This is a genomic window from Streptomyces sp. NPDC048434 (assembly GCF_043200375.1).
Lineage (GTDB): Bacteria > Actinomycetota > Actinomycetes > Streptomycetales > Streptomycetaceae > Streptomyces.
Genome location: NZ_JBICXQ010000056.1, coordinates 1 through 21,694, shown reverse-complemented (window position 1 = coordinate 21,694; position 21,694 = coordinate 1). Strand labels below are relative to the sequence as shown.

The window sequence follows — 21,694 nt, the reverse complement described above, 5'->3', positions numbered from 1 at the left end:
CCCAGATTCCAGGCATGCGGAAAGCGCACCAGAAAACCAACTGGCCCATGTAGGAGGATCGATATGGACAACTGCGAAGACTGCCCCCGCGCCTACTGCCCGGACTGCGGCCAGCACTACTGCTGTGAGCCGTGCCCCTGCGGGCAGTCCCACAACTGCCCTTGCGAATGCACCAGCCACGACCACCACATCACCTATGCCGATTGACGGAGGGCAAGCGCCGGCCTGGCGAACGGTGGTGCTGGTCACGCGGAAACCACACGAACAGCACCACCGCCAACCCGGCTACTCATCTGGTGACGATCGCGGTGACGGAGGCGACCACCAGGGCCGCGCCAGCGATGGCGACCAATAGCGGCGTGGCCCATGTCGGGTGACGGTGCGAGACGTACGCCAGGCCCGCGGTGAACAACGTCCCTACGAGGATCAGCAGCAGCAGAACGAGCAGGGCGAGCGACGACATGGGTGAACCCCCTTCTTGGGCGCACCACTGGCGGCGCGCCGTCGCCGCACTGTCCGACAGGCGGGGGTTAGCCGCGCAAGCGCGGCACAGGAACGCGGCCCCCACATCCCGGCAAGGGAGCGTGGGGGCCGTGGACGGGGTGGCTACCTGGAGGCTTGACGTGCTGCGTGGCGCAGAGCGCCGATGACGTTCTCGGCGAGAACGTCAGTGTCGATCGCGTCGTCACCGACGGCGTCCAGGTACTTCTCGATCGCGTCGGTGGCTACCGCTACTTGCTCATCATGTGTGAGGTCCCGCATGGCACTTGCCTCCATCTCTTGTCGCTCTACGAACGTGGTCACTTGCGGGTGGGGGCGATGTGGCGGCGGGTGGCGACCATCGCGGCGAACGCGGCCGCGAACCCGATGAGCGGGCCGGCAGCGCGGACGACGTAGACGGCCGCGCCGTCCAGGTGGGCGGCGATGCTCTGCGTGCCGATCACCGACCCGATGCAGATCGCGAGGCAGACGAGCACCAGGATGGCCAGCTTCCAGGTGGCGCCGGGCGGCTCGGCAGTGCGGGCGCGGACGTGGTGCGTGTGGAGCAGCCAGGCTTCCTGCTGGGTCTCGGCGGGGGCGGTCGAGGCGTGCCCGCACGAGCAGCGTGCGAAATAGCGGGCGGCGCCGGCTGCGGTCGAGGCGTCCTCGGGGATGACGATCTCTTCGAGGTGGTGCCGGCCGTCGTCGATCTGGAATCGCTCGGGTAGTGCGACCATGGGGGCATCTCCTTCTGCTGGTGAGAGCTGGTGGTGGAGGGGGGCCGGCTTTCGGTTGGTCCTGGGGGCCGGCCCCGGGGTCCGCGGCTACTGTCGCGGACCCCGCTTCGGTTGTGCAGCTGCTGGTGGTCAGGCGCCGATGCCGACGGCGGAGACGTACGCGTACGCCCCCCAGTCGGAGTCCAGCTCACCGATGACGTCGTCCCAGATTCCGTCAATCGTCGCGTCGTCGTGGGCTGCCCACGCGTCCACCAAGTCATCCCAGATGTAGCGCATTTGGATTGACCGTTGCTGGACGTTCGGGCGGCGGCGACTTTCGTCTACCTGAGACTGGTCAACCGGATAGATCTCCATCCGGCGCCCGCGGCCGTCATTGTTGAGGATCTTTTTCAGTTGCCCGGACCGGACCATGTTTTCCCTCTTGCGGGTCCAGTACGCGTTATCAATGCGGTCACGGTTGGCCGGGCTCGGAGTGGACTTTCCAGCCATCCAGTTCTTCCAGGCGCGATCGGTGATGCCCTGCTCCCGCAACGCCTGTCGCCCGGGGCCGCTATTCAAGTACTTCAGCCTGGCGTAGAGGCCACGCGGCGTGGTGATTGGTGACTTGATGCCGCGCATGTAAACGATGCGATTGATTTCGTTAATGAGCGCGTCCGGCCCCTTAACTCCCCGCGCGCCGTATTTCTGCCACAGGCCCCAGCGCTGCCACTTGTCCTCTGACGTCATTACCGCTTACCCCCCAGGATGTAGGTGTCCTTTTCTTTCGACTCGTTCAGGTTGCGGCCCTCCGGGAACGCCCGCCGCCCGTTCAGGGTCGCGCTCCGCCAATCGCCGATCACGTGCAATTCGTCGGTGGCAGTGACGGACACAATAGTCAGTCCGCAGCGGTGCGCCTTTTCCGTCTTTCGCCAGTGGTTGGCGTAGCTCTTGGCGCGGATTGTGTGCACCCAGTCCTGACGGCGCATGGCATCATTCTTGACTGAATTGCCGATCGTGGACACGAACACAGAATACATGGATTTCACGTATTCATAGGTGAGATCGTCATCTTCCGCGATGGCATCTTTCCTTTCCTGAGCCAGGGCGCGGCGCAGCTTTTCGAGGATTCCCTCTGTCGCTCCCGACAGCAGGGCCCGGCGGATCACGGGGGGCTCACACAGTGCCGACCTGCCACTTTTTGCCGTGGAGGCGTCCAGCAGGAGGCGGAGGGTCTCATCCATCACCCACACATCTCCCGGTTCCATGCGGTTCCCAAGTGGGTTCGGGAGATCCGCGTGAAGCCACTCCGGTGGAGAGATCAGATAGGCTCCTGCGTGGTCCGGCAAGTGCTGATCCGTGTCCACTGGTTTGAGTTCTCCGATAGGAAGCCAGCATTTCAGCGCGGAGAGATATGCGGCGTTCGTATCCAGCACGCTCACCTCTACCGGATCCTGATCCGGGTTGGCGTTCTGGAACAGTTCTCGATTCCTCCATTTCGGCCGTCCCTCCCAGATCTGGTTAGCTTCTTTCTGGCTCTTCTTCGTGAAAATCTCATCCATGGGAGGGAACGAGCTGTGCGTATACCGACCGTCGGTGCGGGACCTTTCGAATAGATCCATGACGGACGGGATCGCCTTGTAAATCAGGCTTTCCTGCGCTGCGCCGATATCTCCGCCAGCACTGGCCAATGCGTCTTGCACGGACTCCTTGATGAGCCGCACGAGGTCACTTGGTGCGTATTCTGACGGTGCGCCCTTTCCGACGGGGGCGGGGCGGAGCGCCGAGGCCGGCATCGGCTCGCCGTCCGCGCCTGCGTTCTCCGTGCTTTCCTGGGGGGTGCCGCAGACGCCGAACGCGTGCTGAGGCACCCCGCCCGCCCTGGCGGTCACCAGGACGCCGCACAGGACACACGGCTCCAACTCCGCCTGGACCAACTCGCCGGACTCGGTGCGATCCGGAGGCGTCGGAGCGGCAGGTGCCGGCTTCGGGGTTGCCCGCTTCTTCGGCGGCTTCTTCGACGTCGGCGGGTCCGCGAGCGGGATCAACGTCTGCGCCCGGGAGCCGGGGCCGGCCAGGCGGTCGGCGGGCAGCTTCTCCGCTGCGTGGAGGGGGCCGGCCAGCAGGTCCAGCACGGGCACGCCCCAGTGCGCAGCGAGACTGTCAGCGTCGGAGAACGACCAGTGCGCCTGACCGCGCTGCTTGCGGGACACCTGACTGCGGGCCTGACCGATGCTCGCGGCTACGTCGGTGTGTGTCTCGCCCGTTCTGCTCATGATCGCGGCGACCGTGAGCCGCAAAATCTCTTCGGTGCTCATCATGGACACCACTCTAGCGCCATGCGTGCTATTTCCGCACGCATGTAGAGAGATTCGCACGCTCGCTTTTCTGCTCGGCTCGGCGTCGCTGACGATCGCGACACCCGGGACGCCACATGCTTCGGGCCCCACGGGACGGGGGTAGTCCTGCGGGGCCCGAAGTTGCCGTACGAGCTGCGCTACTTGGCGTGCCCGAGAGGGGCGTCAGCTCTACTGACCGCCTTGCGCGCCGTTCGTGCGGCCTCGGCCAGGAGCTTGGTGGTCTCCACCGATGACTCAGCGAATGCCTTTTCGATCTTCGCCGGGGCAAGGGCGCGATGCGCCGACTCAAGCTCGGACACGGCGACGCGAAGGGCGTCCAGTGCAGGGGTCTCGCTACCGGCAGCGCCCCCCTCCCTTGTCCGCTGCTGGCCACCAGAGCCGCTGCCCTGCTGCTTGGTGACGAGCTCTCGGGCAAGGGCGGTGAGCTCGTCCTGGGTGAGCTCCTTGTCTTCCTTGCGGGGAATCTGCTGGACGACGCCTGTGATGGTCTTGACGGGGACGCTCTTGCCGGTGGCGTCCTTGATGGTCTCGTGGACAGCGACGGAGACCGCGGCACCGTAGTCCGTGGTGATGCGATTCAGGGCGCCAGCAACCTTCTTGCCGATCACAGGGATGTCTGCACGTGCAGACAGAAGCTCGCCGATCGGATACGAGGCCATCTCCTCGTACGCGAGGGGCTTGGACTTGTTGAAGACGTCCTGGGCGAAGGCCTCGAACGTCGGGTGCGTCCGGCGATACAACCGGCGGGCGTTCACGTTCGCCATGCCCTTGGCGGTGACCCACCAGGCATTCTCGAACTGCTTGAACGCCTGCATGCACAGGGCGAGGATCCCCTCCTCTTCACTGCTGAGGTCACCGGTCGCCTCCGGCGTCTCCACCGGATCCGGCAGGTCCTCGAAGCCCAGCATCTTCTCCGCACGGCCCTGTGCGAAAGTGACCACCGCCTGCCCGTTCGCACCACCGGACACGTCGCTCGGAGCGTCCGACGACTCCGTCGCCTGGCCCGGAACGGTCGCGGGCCCAGCAGTGGCTCCCTGCTCAGCGTTCCTGCGGTCCTGGCGGGCCTTGAAAGGGTTCGACTTGCTCACGGCAGCAGCCCCCGCTCTTCCATCTCGGTGACCAACGCGTCGAACACGCTGCCCTTCGCCAGAATGTCGCTGCCCTCGTGGGTGCGCATGTACTTCACAACGGCCGGCACCACCGTGGTGAAGACGTTGTAGCCCTCGTCCTCCAGGTACTCCCGGACCTGCTTGATCTCGCTGACACCGGTCGGCGCCTTGCACAGCAGGATCCAGGTGGCCGGCGGCTGGCTGTCCATCCGCAGCGACGCCATGTCCTCGATGAACTCCTTCGTCGGGAGTTCCTCCATCCGCTCCACGTCGTTCATCGACGGCGGGAGGTTGATGATGGCCAGGTCCGCGAGGCGCAGCACGGACGCGCCGACCTTCTTATGGTCCTCAAGGTGACCGACGTCGACGACGCCGACGGCGTCCTCGAACCCGGCCGGCACCATCTGCGGGATGTTGAGGTGGAAGGCTGGGGTGGCCGCCTGCTGGACGACGAACGGGTAGGAGCCTGCGGCCTGCCAGCGGCTGAACTGCTTGGAGTCGTCCGCGTCGTAGCCGATCACCCGCCGCCCGCGCTCGTGCAGGGCGTGCCCCATCCACGCGGAATTCGTGGTCTTGCCCGTGCTGCGAGGGCTGACGTTGGCGATGTAGTACATGGCGTGAGCGTACCGATCCGACGCCGGCTCCCACCCCGCGTTGCCCTGGAAATGGGCGGTCCGGATTCAGCGGCGCGCCGATCTGATCCCCGGCCGGTAGCACCTGGTTTACACCCTCGCGTAAACGGGCTGCGAGCTGCGTAAACACGTCGGGGCCGGACACCGATTGGTGTCCGGCCCCGACGGGGGGAAACGGCTACGCGACGCCTGACAGCTCGCGGAACACTTTGGCCACGGTGACGTGGGACTTCCCGCACCACTTACTGGTGACTCGCGTGGGCCAGCCGTGCTGGTGGCCGTACTCGATTCGGTCGGAGATCTGCTCATCGGTAAGGCCGGTGGTCAGCTCGCGGGCCTGCTCATCCGTCAGTGCGCGTACATCGTCCTCCGTCGGCGCGGCTGGGAACGCCGGTCCGTCACCAATGCTGACGGAAACCCGGGCAGGGCCGGCCGATGCTGCGGCATGCGATGCCGAACGGGCGGGCACCGGGTCCTGCTCCTGGGCGGGGGCCGCAGCGTCCAGGGTGACGTCGAGCGGGCCGCTCACGGGCCGCTCAGGCTGACCGACGACCACCCCGGGGCGGTCGTCCTGCATGCGGCGACGCAGCGCCTCCTGCTGCGCCTGGTGGAGGCGGGCCGCGTCCGCGGGCGGCATCGCGTACGGGCGCGGCTCGGGGGTAAACGCCGGGGCCGGGGCCGGGGCCGACTCGACCTCCGGGGCGGGGGTGGCGCGCTCCGGTACCGGCGGGGCCGACGCGGGGCCGGCCGCCGGGGTGGCGCCGGGCCGCTCCGGCACGGCTGCCTCATGCTGCTCGCGCTGCGGCTGCGTCGGCACCTCGGGCGCGGGGGCGGGGGCCGACGCGGGGCGCCGCTCCGCTTCTTGGTGCGCCGGGGTCGGGGCCGATGTTGCGGGATCCGCACGCCACCGCCGACGACGGCCGGTCGGCACGGTCGACGCCTTCACCGCGCGGGCGGGTGTGCTGCGGTAGGTGGTGATCACCACGCCAACGAGGTGGATGACGACGGCCGCGGTCAGCGGCGGCACCGTCGATACGCCGATGCGCCACGCCGGGTTGATGTTCACATCGTGCGACTCGACCAGATGCCCGACGCTGTTCAACACCACCGAGCCGAAGACCGCGATCAGCGTCACCGTCCGCGCCAGATCCTGTGCCCGCCTGCTCACCCGCTGGCTCAGCCACACCGCACCAGCCACCAGCGCCAGCGCATCGACGGACACCGGCAGTGCCCACGCCATGCGCCCGTCCCACTGCGTCCAGCCGACCGCGTAACCGAGGGCGGCGAGCGTGGAAGCACTGGCCGCCATCGCGACCGCACCGACCAGTACCGCGCCGCCCACCAGCGCCACCAACAGCCCGTCCACCCGCCGGGAGGCCGGGGCCGGCCTCTTCATCTGCTGCTGCTCTGCCATGTCTCTCTCTTCGTACGGGGCGCCAGGGCGCCAGGTTGGGCTGTGGGGTGTGTGGGGTGCACGGTACGGACAGCGTCCACCGTGCACCCCACCAGGCCGTCAGAAACTGCGGGTGCAGATCACCTCCACACACCCGCGGGGGAGGTCCACACTGGTCTTGTCCCAATGGGCGAGGGTGACGCCGTAGTCGGCGCTCACCTCCAGCACCTGCTCCAGGAGGTAGAGCGCGGCGGCGCGCTGGCCGTCCGTCACACCGGGGCCGGCCGCTGCGCGAATCCGCAGCGCGTACTCATCCACGGCGACCACCGCCCGAACCGGCGGCCGCGGACCCGTTCGCGCGGGCCTGCCGGTCCTGTTCGGCGGCCGCCGCCTGGTCCCGCTGCTGCTGCGCCTGGCGGTAATCCTCGGCGCACTGCTCGGCCGTGGTCATGACGCCTCCGTGCAGGCCGGTACGGACACTCCAGCAGCGGGGGCCACGCCGCATCCCTGCGCCTTGCAGACGTCGCAGTACCAACTGCGGAGAACCCAGACGCCGAACCAGCCGCCGCAGTTGGCGCACTGCCACGTCCCGCTCATCACCGACCACCCCTCAGGCGGCCGGAGGTCCCGTTGGGGGTTCCGGGCACGGGACGGTCGGTGGAGGTCCTGGTGTAGCCGCCGGTCTGCGAGTCGTACCCGCGCGAGTGCTCCGGCTCACGTGCGGCCCGCTCAGGGTCGCGTGTCGACATGCCACGTCGGAGTGCCATGCTGAGGGCTCCTTCTCTTCGGAGTTGGGGCCCCGGGCCGGGCGTTCTGTTCTTGGTCGGATGAGACGACCGGTCCGGGGATTTTGTGTTTTTATGCGGGAATAGGTTTTTTGGTCGGTATGTGCCCTCAGATCAGCTCTCGCCGCGCTGGCGGCGCATCGCAGCGCGGACGTCCTCTTCGGTGGCACCCAGGTCATAGGCCCGACCCATCGCGGCGGTGACGACCTTGGGGTTCGTCCGGCACTCCGGTCCGCCGTGGGCGAGCACCGCGGCCGCGGCTTCCTCGATGGCCTGCTGAAGGTCTGCCACTTACTGTCTCCTCTGCTTGTGGTGGTGGGGCCTTGGCGGCTCCCCGGCCCGCCCCCGGCGCGGGGGACGGCGACGGACCGGGGAGCCGTCAGTGACCCAGCACCCGCGCGATGAGCATCGCGACGAGGACGACGACGACGCCGAGCAGCAGCCGGGCGGACGGCGCGCTGCTGCCCGAGCCTCCGGCCATCTCCTCCGCGCCGTGGACGATCGCGCGGTGCCGGTCGCGGGCTGCGGCCGCCCCCTCGGGAGTGCGGGCAGCGACGGTTGGGCGGCAGGTGCCGCACCGGTAGCGGTAAGCCATTTCCGGGGCCCTCTCAGGCGATAGGTGGGCCGATAGATGGGGCGATAGGTGGGGCGATAGGCGACACGCTGACCTGCGGTGATAGGTGCGCCTATCGCCCCCCTGGGAGGGGTCGGTCAGGCGGGGGGAGGGGAGGCCGGAGCAGCCCCGGACGGGGTACTGGCGGGGGCCTCCGGCGCGGGCCCGGACGGGGCCTCAGACGGGGTGCCAGCAGAGGTGTCGTGCGCGGGCCCGGACGGGGTGCCGGCGGGGCGCCCCTGCCCGCCCCCGCGCAGGGGTGCGGGCAGGGCCTCGACTCGCACCCCCACCGTGGTGGTCGGGCGGCCGTCGACCCGGTAGCCCATGTTGGGTTCGCACGGGACCTCCCAGACCTCCTCAAGGGCGGTCCGTAGATCGGACACCGTCCACCCCTCCAGCAGACCCGCGGCCGCGGCATCGTGGGCGAGCACTTCACGGAGGTGCACACCGGCGCGCTTCCCGGCCGCGGCAACGATGAGCGGCGCGACGTCCTCCAGGCCGACGGTTTCCCCGTCGCCCTGACCCTCGTGCTCCTGGTCGTCGGCGGGGGAGTGCCCCTTGGTCAGGTCGATGCCTCCCCCCGCCTTGGTCTGCGACTTCCGGTCCTCCACCTCGGCGCGGGCGGCCACGGCCTCCGCCTTGGCGGCGACCGCCTCCGCTTCAGCGGCCACAGCGGCAGCCTCCGCGGCCTCCGTCCCGACCGCCTCCGCGCGGGCCTTGGTTGCCTCCGCGCGGGCCTTGGCGGCTCGGGCGCGGGCTTTGGCTGCCTTGGCCTTGGCGCTGGGGGAGTGGATCACCGCGACCACACACCACCCAGCAGCGGCGGCCGGCACCAGCCACGGGCCCCACACCACGTCCACCTCGGACGCCGCTCGGATCGCGACGAACGTCCCGCCGAGCGTGCCGCCGAGCCGCGTCAGCGCGGTCCGCCAGTCTTCAGCGGTAACCCACGTCCAGCCCTTGCCCAGCAGTACGAGCGACCCGGCGCCGACCGCGCCGACCAGGTCACCGGTGGACGTGTAGGGCTTCAGCGTCGACGTCTTGATACGGATCTTCCGGGGGCGCCGCCTCTCCGCGTCCGGCGCGACGCCGACATCAGGCTGCTCCCCCGCCTCAGCGGCCGTCGTCACAGCGCACCTACCGCGTGCGCCCCGGACAGCACCAGCGCCTCCGGCAAGCCCCAGATGCCGCCAGCCGCGGCCCACACCCCGGCCGACAGCACTCCGGTGAAGGCAGCAGCGCCGGGCCGCATCTCGCGGAAGTAGATGACCGCGGCCAGCAGGAGACTGACCGCACCAAGGCCGGCCGTGCCGAAGGCGCCGCTCGTGAAGACCTGGGCGAAGGCGTCGCTCACCTGACCGGACGTCTTCCAGATCGACCCGGCCGCCGCGTAGAACGTCCCGGCGACGACGCCCATGGTGGTGGCCTGAGTAGAGGTCAGCTTCCGGCGCATCTTGCCCTTTTTGGCGCCCTCACCGCCGCCCTTGGGCTCCCGGATCCCCGCGACCATCGCGACCGTGAGCGCGGACGCCACTCCCCCGGCGCCCAGACTGCCCAACAGTTTGCCCTGAATGGCAAACTCTGCGGCGATCTGCATGGTGTGCGCGGTGTCGGCAGAAATATTCTGAATCATAGTCAACTCCCCTTTTTGACTAGAAAGTTCCGGGCGCGTACAGCCCCAGGGCGAGCACGGCGGACATGAGCGGGATGCGGGCAACCCACGCCAGTCCCCACCACCAGTGCCTGGTGCGCCGGTCCCACACGTGCATGACCAGTACGACCAGCCCCACCCCGACCATCAGTGCGGCCGTCGGCCCGGCCGTCCGGCCGCAGTCCTCGATCCAGCCCCGGAACAACGGCACCAGACCGGTCAGCCACCCAATCCCGGCCGCGGCGGCGGCGTTCAGGGCGGCGCGGGTACCGGACGACAGTGCCGCCTGCACGTGGTCATCGATGCGCCCCGCCACCGCGGCAGCCGGGGCCGTGTAGTAGCCCGGCATCGGCGCCAGGATCGGGACCCGCGGCACGTGGTCGGCGGGCAACTGCGTGTCGCAGTCCCGGCACAGGTACCCCACGGTCTGGCCGGTGGCCTGCGCCACCAGGGGCGTCGGGTCCAGGTGCTCGCACTCCTTGGCGAACGCCGCCTTCTGGCGCTTGGTGAACGCGGCGGGAAGCGCGGCGGGAAGGCGGGCGTCACAGGTGACGCACAGGTGGCCCGCCACCCCTCCGCCCTCCAGCCGCACAGGCGTGGTGTGCTCGTGCTGACACCCACCGCCCGGAGGCGCCGCCAGGTCTTCCCCCTTGACCTCCGGTCGCGCCCACCAGTCCGGGTCCGGCTCGCCCTCGGCAGCAGCGGCGGCGAAGCGGTCGCGCGCGGTCGCCCACCACCCCGTCGCCTCCGGCTCCGATTCGGCGGCCGGTTCGGAAACGGGCTCCGGCTGTGGCTCGGCGGCCGGCTCCGGGTCCGACTCGTCGAGGGTGGCCTCCGGCTCGGCGGCCGGCTCCATCAGCGGGCGCGGCCTCTTGATCAGCCGAACCCGCTCCCCGCGCCGCTCCCGCTCCTGACGCTCTTCATCCCGGCGCACCTCCTCCAGCAGCTCACCGGGCGCGGTGAAGACAACCGGCTCGGTGACAGTGACGGTGACGCGCTCCGGAGCGACGGGCGGGGCCGACTGCTCAGGCAGGTGCACCGTCGGCAACTCGGACGGCGGCGGCGGTACGGCATTCACGCGGCGCCCCCGAACCCGAGCCCCATTCCCAACAGCCGTGCCTGCAAGCGCCGTTCGTCGCCCTCCAGCAGGGCACCGGGGGTAGCGTCCGCGTCCGCGGCCGCGGCCGCGTATCCCGGCGGTAGCGCCAGGTCGAACGCACTCCGGTACCAGCCCGTACGGGTCAGCACCGCACGCGGCGCCCCCGTGCGTCCCGTACGGCAGCGCCACCACGGCGGCTGACCTGCAACCATCGTCATGTCGGCCTCTCTCCAAAGTGTGTGTGCAGGGGTCCGACAACCGCTCAGGTGCGCCAACACCTGGGCACGTCGGCCCCCGGGAAACCGGGGGCCGACCGCCTGGCTGTCGAGAGATAACGTATACGTCAGGCAGTGGCGCTGGCAAGCGTTGGCGTATACGTTAAATGCTGCTGGTGAGTTGACCGAGGAGACTGGACGATGGAAACGAGATACGAGGAAATCGCCCGTGACCTGCGGGAACGCATCACATCGGGCGAGTACGCACCGGGCGCCGCCCTGCCCCTCATGCGAGACATTGCCGCCGATCATGGCGTCAGCGACATCACAGTCCGGAAAGCGATCGGACTCCTGAAGCGCGAAGGCCTGGTGGAGGGGCGCAGGAGAGCCGGCGTATTCGTGCGGCTCCACCCGGACCGCCTACGCCTGACGGTGCGCCAGCGCCAGATCGAGCGCGATGAAATGGGGTATTACTCCGGCCCCGAGGTGCAGCACTGGCGTGCCATCCCGTGGGATGGCGAGCAGACCCGTGTCCAGTCGACCCCGGTGCCGGCCGACGTAGCCGAGCTGCTCGGCGTGCCCGCGGGCCAGTCGCTGACTGTCCGGCGGCGCATCATCGGCGACCCGCGCCGGGAGGAGCACCGGCAGCTCGCGGACTCCTGGATCCCGGAATGGATCACGGAGGAGGTGCCCGTGCTCGCCGGAGACACCGGCCCTGGGGGCATGTACGACAGGGTCGAGGAGTGGGCCGGCCGCGCTCTGCGGTGGCGTGAGGAAGTGTCTGCGCGGATGCCGTCGCCCACGGAGGCGGAGGCGCTTGCGATGCCCAAAACCGGTGTCCCGCTGTTGCGCACGCTCCGAGTGACGTACCTCCCGAAAAAGGGGCGCGCGCCTCAGCGGGTTGTCGAGGTCCAAGACATTCGGATGAGCGCCGCGCAATTCGCAGTTGGCTATCCGGTCACCCGCGCCGCGTCCGCTCGTTGGCCGGTGACACCTGCGGCCAGCGACTACTACCAGGCACCTGGCAGTGAGTAGGAACCGCGCCACACCGCGCCGTTGAGGGCCGTGCGTCTCCCCCCGTCACGGGTGGAGGATGGCCACCACAGCACAACAGGCCCCGCACAAGTGCGGGGCCTGAAGGGCCGGTCCGGGGCAGCCACCCCGGGGTGCCGGCAGCACCTGAATAGGAGGTGCGCTCAAGTATGAGCGTACGTGGTAGCAACGACAGCAGGCTAGACGCCCTGGTCGGCGCGCCGGGGGTGGCCTGATGGGGTTCCCCGGCCGGATCGTTCGCGGTCCGATGGCGGCCGACGTGCTGCAACGCCAGTTCACGCAGATCTACAACGGCCTGTTCCGCGATCGGCGGCTATCTTTCAAGGCCAAGGGGATTTTCGGGCTAATTAGTACACATCGGGATGGTTTCGGCGTATCAGAAGAAGCCATTGCGGATTTCAGCACAGACGGGCTTTCGGCGGTCCGAAGTGGACTCAAAGAGCTGATCGCCCACGACTACCTCAAGAGGGACCGGGCACGGGATGACCTCGGTCGTCTGGGTGAGTCTGCGTACTACATCACGGATATGCCGGATGGCCTGATGATCATCCTTGACCCGAATTGGGACGCCGTTGAGGGTGCGTCGGAGGCTACTCCACAAAAGCGCAGGTCAGTCCCAGGATGCGAAAATCAGCAGTTGGATGCAGACCCAGAAAACCCCAGGTCAGCACCTACATGCGATTTTCCTGGGGAGGGAAACCCTAGCCAGGGGAATCGCACCACTAAGAACACCAACCCCAAGAAGATCAACAAGAAGAACACCGCCCCCGTCCGTCCGTCCGTCCGTGACGCGGGCACGCACGAGCGCGACGCGAAACCTGAAACGGACGGACGGACGGACGGGGGCGGGGGCATCGAGGGTCAAGAGAAGGCCCCGACGTCGGCCGGTGGGCGCGCCGTGGCGCCAGTCACCGTGACGCCGGGCGTCGAACTGCTGCTGGCCATCGGCAATGACCAGCCCGAGTACCTGCTCACCGGTCGGACGCTTGCGCACCAGGGGTTGGCCGTGTCCGGGATGCTGCTGGAGGGGTGGACGCCCCAGCAGATTCGGCAGATCATCACCGGTCGGCCCCTCCCCGACAAGATCACCACGACCGTGGGCGGAATCGTCTCGGGCCGGCTACGGGCAGCCATGGCCGCGGGCATTCCGCCCGCCGCGGCTGCGCCTATCCCCTCTCAGGCCCCTGCCCCTGATAGCACGGACGGCGGTTGGGTTGCGGCCCCCGTGCCAAGCATCCCCACGGCCGCAGACCGCACGTGGGATGCCGCCCTCAGCAGCAGGCCCCCGCAGCGGGAATGCGATGCCTGCGGAGATCCCGCTGCTCCCGGGCAGAGCATGTGCCCGGAGTGCCTGGGGTGGCCTCGATGCAAGGGGGACGCCTGCGACGGGCGTCGATGGGCAGACCCTGCTGGTAGCGGCTTCTGCTCCCGCTGCGTCTCGGGAGGCTCCGCCCCCGGCTGCGGAGCTCCCACCGATGACGAAATGCGGGATCTCCTGACGCAAGCAGCGGACGCGGTTCGACGGTCGGCGGAGCCGCCCTTCTAGCCTCTGCGTGCCCCCTGTCGCGGCCGACCAGCGATCCCCGGGGGGATTCGCCGAGCACCCCCCGGGGAGTCGCGACAGGGGCGCACAGGGCTTTCCCGCGCGCGGCGATCGCTGGGCCGACTCCCTCCCCGGGGGGCGGGGCGTGCGGAATCTGCACCAACTTCGCCGGGCGTCACCAGTCGCAGGTGGACGGCCGTGCCCACGCGCCGCCACCTGGCGTCGACCAGGTGCTCCGACCAGCGGTGATGCGGTTCGCCGACCGGCGGTCACCTAATTCGCGCGGGCCCGACCGCGCGGATTCAACGCGGTCGGGCCCGCTGCGTTCTTCAGGGCTTTTACAGCAGTCTCTCCCTGTGATCTGAAAATGTCCAGTGATCGCAGATTTACGGCACCTGTTAACGGCCTCGTAAATGGAATCCGTGATTTGCTGGTAATCGAAACCCTGGTGCGGTGCTCCATTTCTCGACCGGGGCGCGATTTACGAGGGTCGAGTTCCCGGCTGTATTCGCGTGTTAACGGTGCCTCGCGCTGCTCTTTATGCCCCTGCGCGGGATCAGTATCGACGCCGGGCACAATTGCCGGTAGGGAGCGCCCAACGCTGAGTTCAGACGGACGCCGCTAAGGCCGGCACAGGTGGTGGCGTCGGGGTGGGGGCTGACCTGCGGACACAGGGTCTACCCTGCCTGGATCAGGCGGCGGGGCCGGTCCCGTGGCCCGTGGTCGACAGGGGGCGGAGATGGCGGACGATGCCGACGGGGCGGGAGCCGGGCAGCCCCCGGACCTGCCGCTTCCGACCGCGGACCCGGCGGCCGCGCCGACGCCCGGCACGTCAGGTGCCGGGGCTGCGCCGGATCCTGACGTACCGCAAGATGCGACCGCAGCAGCAGCTTTTCCACCTCCGGCCGCAGACCCGGCCGATGACGCCGTGTCCGCTCCCGGGGCGGCGGACACACCCGCTGATCCGGAGGCGCCGACCGTAGGCCCGGAGCCGGAGGAGGACGCCGGACCGTGGTGGAGCCGGCCGGCGGTGCGCGAAGACCTGCGCGAGACCTGGGACGAGACCCGCACGGAGGTCCGGGAGGCTGCGGAGGACGTCGGGCGCTCAGCTCACCAGTCCTTCGAGCAGGCGGTGGAGGTGGGCGCGATGATCGGGGACGCCATCGCGGACCGGCTCCCCCCAGGTCCGACCGCCGCAGCCCAGAAAAAGGGCCTTGACCTGCGGTGGCTGCACCTCAACCTGAACATTCCCGCGGTGATCATCGCGGGGGCCGCCTGGTGGGGCGTCGGTCCGGCGGACGGTCTGACCGACAGCGTCCGCACCGACGGGGCTGCGGCGCCGCTCGGCTGGGTGCTGCTGGTCGTCCTGCTGGCCGGGGTGCTGATGCTGCTGCCGCTCGGCAGCGCTCTGGCCGGCGCAGTCGCACACCTGGTCACGGCGCTGTCCGGCGTCCTGTGGCAGGGCCTGGTCCGCGCATGGCGCGCCCGCTACCTCGGCTACCTCCTGCGCCTGGTCGTCGCGGTGGTCGCGTGGGTGGTCATCATTGGGTTCGCACGCCTGGTGTGGCGGGCGCTACTGACGTGGCTGACGGGAGTCTGACGGACATGAACACGGGAGCAGCCGTTGGCGGGGGGCTCGGCGCGATGGTGCTGGGACTGGCGATCCTCGCGTACCAGATCGGCCAATGGCGGGGCGGGGACTACACCCCAAAGATCCACTTTTTCGCCGGAATCACCATGGCTGCACTGCTTTTTCTGGGCGGGGGCGTGCTCGGGGCGATGGGCGGGCACGCCGCCGCGCTCGGGCAGGGGATTGGGACGTACGCCCTGGAGGCGGCCACCGGCACCTCTGTGGCCGGAGTGAAAGGCCATCCGCTGACGGGTGGTGAAAAGGTGGGCGTGGGCGGTGCTATCACCGGAATCGTGATCCTGTGCTTTTACCTGGGAATTTTCAAGTCCGGTCGAAAGGACCTTGCGCCGCCGGTTGTTAAGGGGTCGCTCGTCGGCATCTGGCTGGGTACGTCCGCCGGACTCCTCGGCATGGCAATGGGACTGATCCGCACGAGCGGGAACACGGTCGGAATGATCTTTACCAGCACGCTGTAAAGGGCGAACATGGCGCGGGGAGCGGAAAAGCCCGACGGGGGCAGGCGGAACATTGTCGCCGCGGGAATGCGGCATGTGCGTTCCGAGTTCGGACGTTGGTGGAGCGCTGAGGATCAGACGGACACGCATATTGCGCACCGTTTGCTCAATGAACAGCACGCCATCTGGGCACGCGGACGTCGGGAGTTCTCCGAACATGCCCGGCGGAATATCCAGGCGCTGAAGATGCAACAGAGAATGCAGCTTCAGATTCAGCAGCGGCGGATGTATCAGCAGAAACGGCAGATTCGCCGTGGCGGATACGGGGGCGGTGGATACGGCGGCGGTGGTCACATGTCCCCCGTCATCCCGTACCGCACGATGCAATGGGGCGACTATCAAATCAGGGTCGACCAGGAGATTTTCGAGCATGTGCCGATCTCGCCGGTGATGCTCAAGATCGGCCGTGCGCAACTGGCCGCCGTCCGCCGGCGGACGGCGGCCGTGTTGCTGCTCGCTGGCGTCGCCGCGTGGCTGCTGCTGTGGTGGCTGGCTCCCGGGGCCGGCATCGCCGTCACCCTGGCCGTGCTGCTGCTCGCCACCGCCTACGCCGCCGCGCAGGGGCACCACCCGGTGCGCCGCCGCCCGCCGGTTCCCCGCCTGAAGTTCATCCCGGCCGCCGCCCCCGGCGAAGCCGCCCTCGACGGAGACCCGGAGCCGTTCCCGCTCGGTGATGCGGGGCGCTCGCCGCGGGAGGCGAAAGAGGCGCTGCGCCTGGCCCTCAAGAAGGAAGGGGCGACGCCGGACGTGGGGGTGCCGGCCCCGACGGACTGGGGCTGGCGCTACCCGGTCACCCTCACCTCCGGCACGCTGGAGGATCTCGTGCGCCGCCTGCCGGCGGTGGGCACCACCCTGCGCGTGGGCGCCAACAGGATCTTCGCGCAGTCGACGCACGCCGACACCGACAGTTCCGCCGTCACCGTGCGGATCCTGACGAAGCGGCCGTTCGCCGACGCCGACACTGCGCCCGCCCGCTCGCCGCTGTCGGTGAGCATCACCGGCGAGATGGACCTGGGACCCTCCATTGATGGCGACGGCACCCCCGTCATCCTGGCCGGACAGCACGTCCTGGTGGTCGGCGTCACCGGCGCGGGCAAGAGCGCCATGATCCGGAGGCTGGCGGAGTACGTCACCGCCTGCACCGACGCCGTAGCGGTCGATGTGGATCCCACCGGCGTCGGGCTGGGGCCCCTGCGTCCGGCCGCCGCCCGCGGCGCCTACACCCCCGAAGCGGCGGAACGTGCGCTACAGCGCGAGTTGGCCCGCGCGGAGGCACGCATTGCCTCCCTCGGGTCGGGGATTGACGACAACTGGGTAGTGGGCCCTGACAGTCCGGCTGTCGTCGTGTTCTGCGACGAGTACGCCCGGCTCACCCCGGCCGGGAAAGCGGCGGCGCTGGCGCTGCTCGGCATCGGCCGCAAAGCGCGCAGCACCCTCGTACTCAGCACCCGCGACGCCACCCGCGATGTTCTGGGCGAGGCCATCGCCGACTCTGTGGGCGTCCGCATCCTGATGCCGTGCCGCGCCGCCGACGTGCCGTTGGTGGTCGGTGAGTCCACTGCCGTGGCGCAGGGGTGGCTGCCCCATCTGCTCAAGCCGTCGCCCGGCGAATGGGAGCAGGCCGACGCAGGCAAGTTCTACGCGATCACTCCCCGCAGCACGGTGCCGATCGTGCGCTACGTACCCCGCCTCGACCCGGCGGTTGCTGCTGAACTGGCCCAGCAGCGCGTCTCCTCCGGACTCCCGGACATCGACGCGACCCCCGCCGCGGCCGCCGCATCCGCGAAGGCGGCCGCTAACGTCCCGCCGATCCTCCAGACGCTGCGGGCCGCGTTCACCGCGGCCGGCGATCCCGAGTGGCTGGCGACGGGTCCGTTGGCTGACCTCCTGGCGGACGCGGACGCTACGACCTGGGGCCGATGGGACGGCCGCACCGACCGCACCGCCATGGTTGGCCGCACGCTGCGCGCCGAGCTCCGCCGGGCCGGCCTGGCGGACGCGATCCCGACGCAGCGGCTGGAGACGCAGCCCGGCCGCCCGACGATCTATCGCCTGGCTGACGTGGTGGCCGCCCTCCCGTGACGTGGGGACGTCGCGGGAGGGTCGGCTGCAACGCGGTTTCGGCGTGGTGACACCGGCGCGGCTGGCCCTCCCGCGTGGTGGTGACCGTGGTGACGTGGGGCCGCCGCCGCGACGTCACCCACGTTCTGACCTGCGATGGGGCGTCACCCACGTCAAAAAGACCCCCGCCCCCGCCGGGACGGGGGTGCCTATATATGAAAGGCGGCCGGGGGTGGCGCGGCGGCCGGGGCCGCGCGATGCGGCCGTGCGCGGTGGACGCGCCCACGCCGCACCCGGCATGGTCATACACGGTGGGTACGCGGTCGGGTACACACACATAGCGGGCCCGGCGTACGGGCGCTGACGGGTCACCACCAGCAGAGGGGGAGCAGTGCACCAGCACCAGCATCAGCACGACGAGAGAGGGACCGATGCCTGACAATCCGTGCGACATGGTGCAGGGGCCGGCGCACTCGGCGTGCAGCACCGGCGGCGGTGGGGGGAGCGTCAAGCCACCCGACCCGCTGTCCAGCATGGACCCCCTGACGTCGTTGGCCCATTCGACAGCCAAGGCTGCTGCGTGGACTGCCAGGCGGCTCGGGGACGTCATCGGCAGCCCCAATCAGGTTGACTTCACGAACGCCTCCTTCTTGCAGCAGTACGCGGTGCTGTTCGCGGCGACGTCGGTCTTGGTCATGGTGCTGTGGCTGTTCGCCGTCATGAAGCGGGCGATCCGGGGCGCCCCGATGATCACCGCCATGCGCGAGGCGATCGGCCTGCTGTGGCTGGCCGTTGGGGCAACGGCGTTCACGCCGCTGATCCTGTACGTGGTCGTCCAGGCCACCAGCGCAGTGACCACCGTGCTGGTAGCCGCGCTCGGCAGCACGACGACCGGAGGGGACGTCTACGACGCCCTGGCCGCGGACCTGCTTGCGGGCCAGCTGCCCGGCGGGCCGCTCATCGTGCTCGTGGTGTCCCTGGCGACCGTGGTCCTGTGCGGCGCTCTGATGCTGCTGCTCGTGCTGCGCGCCCTGGCGCTGTACGCGGGTGCGATGCTCGGCATCGTCGTCTACGCGGGCCTGATCGACAGGGAGTGGTGGCCCCACGTGCGGAAATGGTCCGGGATCATGGCCGCGATCATCGGCGTGGAGCCAATAATCGTGATCATGCTCGGGCTGTCCGCAGTGCTGCGCGGCCAGCACGGGCACGTGCTCACCGGTCTCGCGGTGACCCTGGCGACGCTCGGCGTGTCCGTCGGCCTGATCACCAAGGTGCCGATGTGGGGCGACGGAATACGAGTTGCTCGGGCTGCCGCCCGCACGGCCGGCGGCGCCGCCAGCGGCGTTATCAACGGCGTGATCGGCGGGGGAGGGGGTGCCGCAGCAGGCGTCATGCGCGGCATCAGCACCCACGGCGGCCGTACGGTCGGCGGCACCAGCAGCACTTCGAGCAAGCCACCGCAGAGCAACCCGATCTCCGGCGGCATGGCCGCCGACTCGAAGCGCACCCCACGCCAGAAACCGCGGGGAGAGCAGGGTAAATGACCTGCCATCAGGGATACTGATCCCGCTTACGGCCTGCTGAAGACCTGTACGCCAACGCCCCTCTGGCCCCCGCCGGAGGGGCGTTGGTCGTCTCGGGGTAGGCCAGCACCAGGCCACCGCAACGCCGAGGGGAACCATGTCCGACGACAAGCCCAGCATCAGCACGCCACCGCCAGCAGTCGACAATCCAGCCGTCCCCCGCCCCGCGCCGCCGCCCCCCTCCGCACCCCCGCCGCCCGCCGGGCCGGCCCCGGAACCGCCGGTACTGCGCTGGCTGCGCACCCCGCGCCCGGACGCCGCTCCCGGCATCTGGACGTACGGACACCGTCCCCGACCCGCCGCCGAGCCCGACCGCACGCCGCTGCGGCGACTGGTCTCGGGAGCGCTGCTGTCGGGCCTTGGTGGCTGGCTCTTGTGGAGCCTGCTCTACAACGGTTATCTGGGCAGCTATTGGATCTGGCCGTTGGCCGTCCTCGGCCCGGAGGGCGGGGGTATGGCGTTCGTCGTGGCCGCCTACGCGTACTACGTCCTGGTTGGCGGCATCCTGGCCGTGGTGTTCGGCAGGCTGGGACGCTGGCCCGAATTGGTGCGGCGCCTGTACGAGCCGCTGCGCGAGCGGATGCGTGCCAGCCAGCAGGCCGCGCCGACCCCGCCCGCCGCCGACCCCGCCCAATGGCCCGAACTGCGCACGGCCGGGGCGTCGGCCGCCGCCGACCGACTCGCCGCAGAAGCCCGCGCGGGGCGGATGAACGACGTGGACGCCGTGCGGATTGCGCACGCCTGGCGCGTTGCGCAGACCGGCGTCGATTCGTTCACCGACGCCGTACTCCGAGATGGCGCTGCCGCCTACCGGCACCCCTCCGGCCAACGCGACGTACCCCGCCGCACCGCGCACCATGACTTGCTCGCACGCCAGGTCCGCATCGGAGTCGCCGCCGACACCTCCCGAAACCCCTATCAGCACCGGGGCGCCGGATGCGCCCTGGAGCCGGCACTGCTCGGCACCTCGGTGCTCGCTGTCGGCCCCGCCAGCAGCGGCAAGACCGCCCGCCTGGTGCGCCCGACAGTGGAATCCCTGTGTCTCCAGGCGCTCACCGGACAAGCGGCGGTGGTCGCCGTCGGCCCCGGGGATTTCGGGCCGGATGACGCGTTCGACGTGGTTGTGAGGATCGGACGCCCCGACGCGACCGGCGGGGACCTCGACCTGTACGGCGGCACCACCGACCCCGACGAAGCAGCCGGCATGCTGGCCGAAGCGCTCGTCGGTGATCTCGGCGACCAGAGCCGCCGCGGCGCCACCGCGCTCGGGCAACTGCTCGGCCCGTTCCGCACGGTGCACCGCCGATTCCCCTCCGTGCCCGAGCTGCGCGAACTCCTCGATGGGACGCCGGAGGCAACCAACCGACTCCGCGTAGACCTGAAGGCGGCCGGAGAAGGTGCTGCGCTGCGGGAGCTGGACGCCCGCGCCCGCCAGGCGGCCCGGCCGGACGACGTTGGAGGACTGCTTGCCGACCGCATCGCGCTGCTGGATCGCCCGGCATTCGGCGGCCACTTCGACCCCACGGGCGGCGCCCGTCAAGTGTCGCTGCGTGCCTTGGACCGCCCGCTGCGCGTCCGTATCGAGCTGCCCGCGCGCGGCCACATGGAGGCGTCGCGGATCATCGCACGGCTGATCCTGGCGCAGTTCACCGAAGCGGCAACGGCCCGTACGGGCCGGTCGCCGTTCGCCCTCCTGGTGCTGGATGACACCACGCACGTGGTGACGCCAGAGGCGCTGCGTGGCCTCCAGCGGCTGCACTCTGCCCGCGCTGGGGTGCTGCTGACGCTGCGGTCGTTGGACGACGTCCCCGACGCCCTACGCGGCGCCCTGCTCGGCGCGTTCGGCTGCCGGATGGCGTTCGCCGGCATCACGGCGGGGGACGGCGGACGGTTCGCCGAAGTCTGGGGCAAGGAGTGGGTGGAGACCCGCGACGTCACAGACCGGCAGGTCATCGCGGAGAGCGCCGGAGGGAAGGCGTTCCACATGTTCCGGCAGGCCGTCACTGGTAAGGCCGTCACTGCGAAGGCAGTGACCGTCCGCACCGTCGAACGGGAACGCTGGTCCGCCTCCGACCTCGCGAACTCCGTCCCGGCTGGCCACGCTGTGCTGTCGGTGACCTCCGTCAAGGGGGAAAGCGCCCCGCCTGTACTGGTCGACCTGCGGCCCGGTCGCTGAGCGATGGCGCGAGAAAGGCCTTGCCTCCCTTCGTATGGGTGCGGGGCCTTTCTCGTGTGGTTTCCGCACGCCCCGGATCCGGT

General features: G+C 69.7%; 23 protein-coding genes. 7 read left to right on the top strand and 16 right to left on the bottom strand.

Annotated features, from left to right (window positions below):
- Positions 1 to 289: 289 nt before the first annotated feature.
- From ACGFWI_RS37920 to ACGFWI_RS37845, 16 genes are all read right to left on the bottom strand, one after another.
- Complete coding sequence (locus tag ACGFWI_RS37920) at positions 290 to 463, bottom strand: hypothetical protein (RefSeq protein ID WP_393910628.1); 174 nt, start codon at positions 461 to 463, stop codon at positions 290 to 292.
- A gap of 143 nt (positions 464 to 606) precedes the next feature.
- The gene (locus ACGFWI_RS37915; protein WP_393910627.1) at positions 607 to 762 is read right to left on the bottom strand and encodes a hypothetical protein; all 156 of its coding nucleotides are present in this window, start codon (positions 760 to 762) and stop codon (positions 607 to 609) included.
- Between the two features lie 38 nt (positions 763 to 800).
- On the bottom strand, positions 801 to 1,217 hold the full coding sequence (locus ACGFWI_RS37910; protein WP_393910626.1) for a hypothetical protein: 417 nt from the start codon (positions 1,215 to 1,217) through the stop codon (positions 801 to 803).
- A gap of 129 nt (positions 1,218 to 1,346) precedes the next feature.
- Positions 1,347 to 1,943, bottom strand: a complete 597-nt coding sequence (locus ACGFWI_RS37905; protein ID WP_393910625.1) for a hypothetical protein — start codon at positions 1,941 to 1,943, stop codon at positions 1,347 to 1,349.
- Positions 1,943 to 3,514 (bottom strand): acyltransferase, encoded by a 1,572-nt coding sequence (locus ACGFWI_RS37900; protein ID WP_393910624.1) that lies wholly within the window; start codon positions 3,512 to 3,514, stop codon positions 1,943 to 1,945. Before ACGFWI_RS37900 ends, ACGFWI_RS37905 begins: the two co-directional genes overlap by 1 nt.
- Before the next feature lie 176 nt (positions 3,515 to 3,690).
- Positions 3,691 to 4,641 (bottom strand): hypothetical protein, encoded by a 951-nt coding sequence (locus ACGFWI_RS37895; protein ID WP_393910623.1) that lies wholly within the window; start codon positions 4,639 to 4,641, stop codon positions 3,691 to 3,693.
- Entirely contained in the window at positions 4,638 to 5,276 is a 639-nt protein-coding gene (locus tag ACGFWI_RS37890; RefSeq protein ID WP_393910622.1) for a plasmid partition protein, read from the bottom strand. Before ACGFWI_RS37890 ends, ACGFWI_RS37895 begins: the two co-directional genes overlap by 4 nt.
- A gap of 196 nt (positions 5,277 to 5,472) precedes the next feature.
- Complete coding sequence (locus ACGFWI_RS37885) at positions 5,473 to 6,708, bottom strand: DUF2637 domain-containing protein (RefSeq protein ID WP_393910621.1); 1,236 nt, start codon at positions 6,706 to 6,708, stop codon at positions 5,473 to 5,475.
- 99 nt (positions 6,709 to 6,807) lie between these two features.
- Entirely contained in the window at positions 6,808 to 7,005 is a 198-nt protein-coding gene (locus tag ACGFWI_RS37880; protein ID WP_393910620.1) for a hypothetical protein, read from the bottom strand.
- Positions 6,998 to 7,138, bottom strand: a complete 141-nt coding sequence (locus ACGFWI_RS37875) for a hypothetical protein (RefSeq protein WP_393910619.1) — start codon at positions 7,136 to 7,138, stop codon at positions 6,998 to 7,000. The genes ACGFWI_RS37880 and ACGFWI_RS37875 overlap by 8 nt, the downstream gene beginning before the upstream one ends.
- A gap of 448 nt (positions 7,139 to 7,586) precedes the next feature.
- Positions 7,587 to 7,763, bottom strand: coding sequence for a hypothetical protein (locus tag ACGFWI_RS37870; RefSeq protein ID WP_393910618.1), 177 nt, complete (start codon positions 7,761 to 7,763; stop codon positions 7,587 to 7,589).
- A gap of 88 nt (positions 7,764 to 7,851) precedes the next feature.
- Complete coding sequence (locus tag ACGFWI_RS37865; RefSeq protein ID WP_393910617.1) at positions 7,852 to 8,067, bottom strand: hypothetical protein; 216 nt, start codon at positions 8,065 to 8,067, stop codon at positions 7,852 to 7,854.
- Between the two features lie 116 nt (positions 8,068 to 8,183).
- On the bottom strand, positions 8,184 to 9,215 hold the full coding sequence (locus tag ACGFWI_RS37860) for a hypothetical protein (RefSeq protein WP_393910616.1): 1,032 nt from the start codon (positions 9,213 to 9,215) through the stop codon (positions 8,184 to 8,186).
- Complete coding sequence (locus ACGFWI_RS37855) at positions 9,212 to 9,718, bottom strand: hypothetical protein (protein WP_393910615.1); 507 nt, start codon at positions 9,716 to 9,718, stop codon at positions 9,212 to 9,214. The genes ACGFWI_RS37860 and ACGFWI_RS37855 overlap by 4 nt, the downstream gene beginning before the upstream one ends.
- Positions 9,719 to 9,737: 19 nt before the next feature.
- Positions 9,738 to 10,814 carry a hypothetical protein gene (locus tag ACGFWI_RS37850; protein WP_393910614.1) on the bottom strand — a complete coding sequence of 359 codons (1,077 nt, stop codon included), beginning with the start codon at positions 10,812 to 10,814 and terminating at the stop codon, positions 9,738 to 9,740.
- On the bottom strand, positions 10,811 to 11,053 hold the full coding sequence (locus tag ACGFWI_RS37845; protein ID WP_393910613.1) for a hypothetical protein: 243 nt from the start codon (positions 11,051 to 11,053) through the stop codon (positions 10,811 to 10,813). Before ACGFWI_RS37845 ends, ACGFWI_RS37850 begins: the two co-directional genes overlap by 4 nt.
- 198 nt (positions 11,054 to 11,251) lie before the next feature.
- Here ACGFWI_RS37845 and ACGFWI_RS37840 point away from each other — a divergent pair, with 198 nt between their 5' ends.
- The 7 genes from ACGFWI_RS37840 to ACGFWI_RS37810 all read left to right on the top strand — a co-directional run bounded on the left by ACGFWI_RS37840 (position 11,252) and on the right by ACGFWI_RS37810 (position 21,611).
- Positions 11,252 to 12,085, top strand: coding sequence for a GntR family transcriptional regulator (locus ACGFWI_RS37840; RefSeq protein WP_393910612.1), 834 nt, complete (start codon positions 11,252 to 11,254; stop codon positions 12,083 to 12,085).
- A 265-nt stretch (positions 12,086 to 12,350) separates the two neighbouring features.
- On the top strand, positions 12,351 to 13,649 hold the full coding sequence (locus tag ACGFWI_RS37835) for a hypothetical protein (protein ID WP_393910611.1): 1,299 nt from the start codon (positions 12,351 to 12,353) through the stop codon (positions 13,647 to 13,649).
- A gap of 1,027 nt (positions 13,650 to 14,676) precedes the next feature.
- Positions 14,677 to 15,246 (top strand): hypothetical protein, encoded by a 570-nt coding sequence (locus tag ACGFWI_RS37830; protein ID WP_393910610.1) that lies wholly within the window; start codon positions 14,677 to 14,679, stop codon positions 15,244 to 15,246.
- Between the two features lie 5 nt (positions 15,247 to 15,251).
- Positions 15,252 to 15,752, top strand: coding sequence for a hypothetical protein (locus ACGFWI_RS37825; protein WP_393910609.1), 501 nt, complete (start codon positions 15,252 to 15,254; stop codon positions 15,750 to 15,752).
- Between the two features lie 75 nt (positions 15,753 to 15,827).
- The gene (locus ACGFWI_RS37820; protein ID WP_393910608.1) at positions 15,828 to 17,873 is read left to right on the top strand and encodes an ATP-binding protein; all 2,046 of its coding nucleotides are present in this window, start codon (positions 15,828 to 15,830) and stop codon (positions 17,871 to 17,873) included.
- A 410-nt stretch (positions 17,874 to 18,283) separates the two neighbouring features.
- On the top strand, positions 18,284 to 19,396 hold the full coding sequence (locus ACGFWI_RS37815) for a hypothetical protein (RefSeq protein WP_393910607.1): 1,113 nt from the start codon (positions 18,284 to 18,286) through the stop codon (positions 19,394 to 19,396).
- Positions 19,397 to 19,532: 136 nt separating this feature from the next.
- Positions 19,533 to 21,611 carry an ATP-binding protein gene (locus ACGFWI_RS37810; RefSeq protein WP_393910606.1) on the top strand — a complete coding sequence of 693 codons (2,079 nt, stop codon included), beginning with the start codon at positions 19,533 to 19,535 and terminating at the stop codon, positions 21,609 to 21,611.
- Positions 21,612 to 21,694 lie beyond the last annotated feature (83 nt).

Coding starts and splice junctions, on each gene's coding strand:
- ACGFWI_RS37920 (WP_393910628.1), bottom strand. CDS start 463: ATGTCGTCGCTCGCCCTGCTCGTTCTGCTGCTGCTGATCCTCGTAGGG.
- ACGFWI_RS37915 (WP_393910627.1), bottom strand. CDS start 762: ATGCGGGACCTCACACATGATGAGCAAGTAGCGGTAGCCACCGACGCG.
- ACGFWI_RS37910 (WP_393910626.1), bottom strand. CDS start 1,217: ATGGTCGCACTACCCGAGCGATTCCAGATCGACGACGGCCGGCACCAC.
- ACGFWI_RS37905 (WP_393910625.1), bottom strand. CDS start 1,943: ATGACGTCAGAGGACAAGTGGCAGCGCTGGGGCCTGTGGCAGAAATAC.
- ACGFWI_RS37900 (WP_393910624.1), bottom strand. CDS start 3,514: ATGATGAGCACCGAAGAGATTTTGCGGCTCACGGTCGCCGCGATCATG.
- ACGFWI_RS37890 (WP_393910622.1), bottom strand. CDS start 5,276: ATGTACTACATCGCCAACGTCAGCCCTCGCAGCACGGGCAAGACCACG.
- ACGFWI_RS37885 (WP_393910621.1), bottom strand. CDS start 6,708: ATGGCAGAGCAGCAGCAGATGAAGAGGCCGGCCCCGGCCTCCCGGCGG.
- ACGFWI_RS37875 (WP_393910619.1), bottom strand. CDS start 7,138: ATGACCACGGCCGAGCAGTGCGCCGAGGATTACCGCCAGGCGCAGCAG.
- ACGFWI_RS37865 (WP_393910617.1), bottom strand. CDS start 8,067: ATGGCTTACCGCTACCGGTGCGGCACCTGCCGCCCAACCGTCGCTGCC.
- ACGFWI_RS37855 (WP_393910615.1), bottom strand. CDS start 9,718: ATGATTCAGAATATTTCTGCCGACACCGCGCACACCATGCAGATCGCC.
- ACGFWI_RS37845 (WP_393910613.1), bottom strand. CDS start 11,053: ATGACGATGGTTGCAGGTCAGCCGCCGTGGTGGCGCTGCCGTACGGGA.
- ACGFWI_RS37840 (WP_393910612.1), top strand. CDS start 11,252: ATGGAAACGAGATACGAGGAAATCGCCCGTGACCTGCGGGAACGCATC.
- ACGFWI_RS37835 (WP_393910611.1), top strand. CDS start 12,351: ATGGCGGCCGACGTGCTGCAACGCCAGTTCACGCAGATCTACAACGGC.
- ACGFWI_RS37825 (WP_393910609.1), top strand. CDS start 15,252: ATGAACACGGGAGCAGCCGTTGGCGGGGGGCTCGGCGCGATGGTGCTG.
- ACGFWI_RS37815 (WP_393910607.1), top strand. CDS start 18,284: ATGCCTGACAATCCGTGCGACATGGTGCAGGGGCCGGCGCACTCGGCG.
- ACGFWI_RS37810 (WP_393910606.1), top strand. CDS start 19,533: ATGTCCGACGACAAGCCCAGCATCAGCACGCCACCGCCAGCAGTCGAC.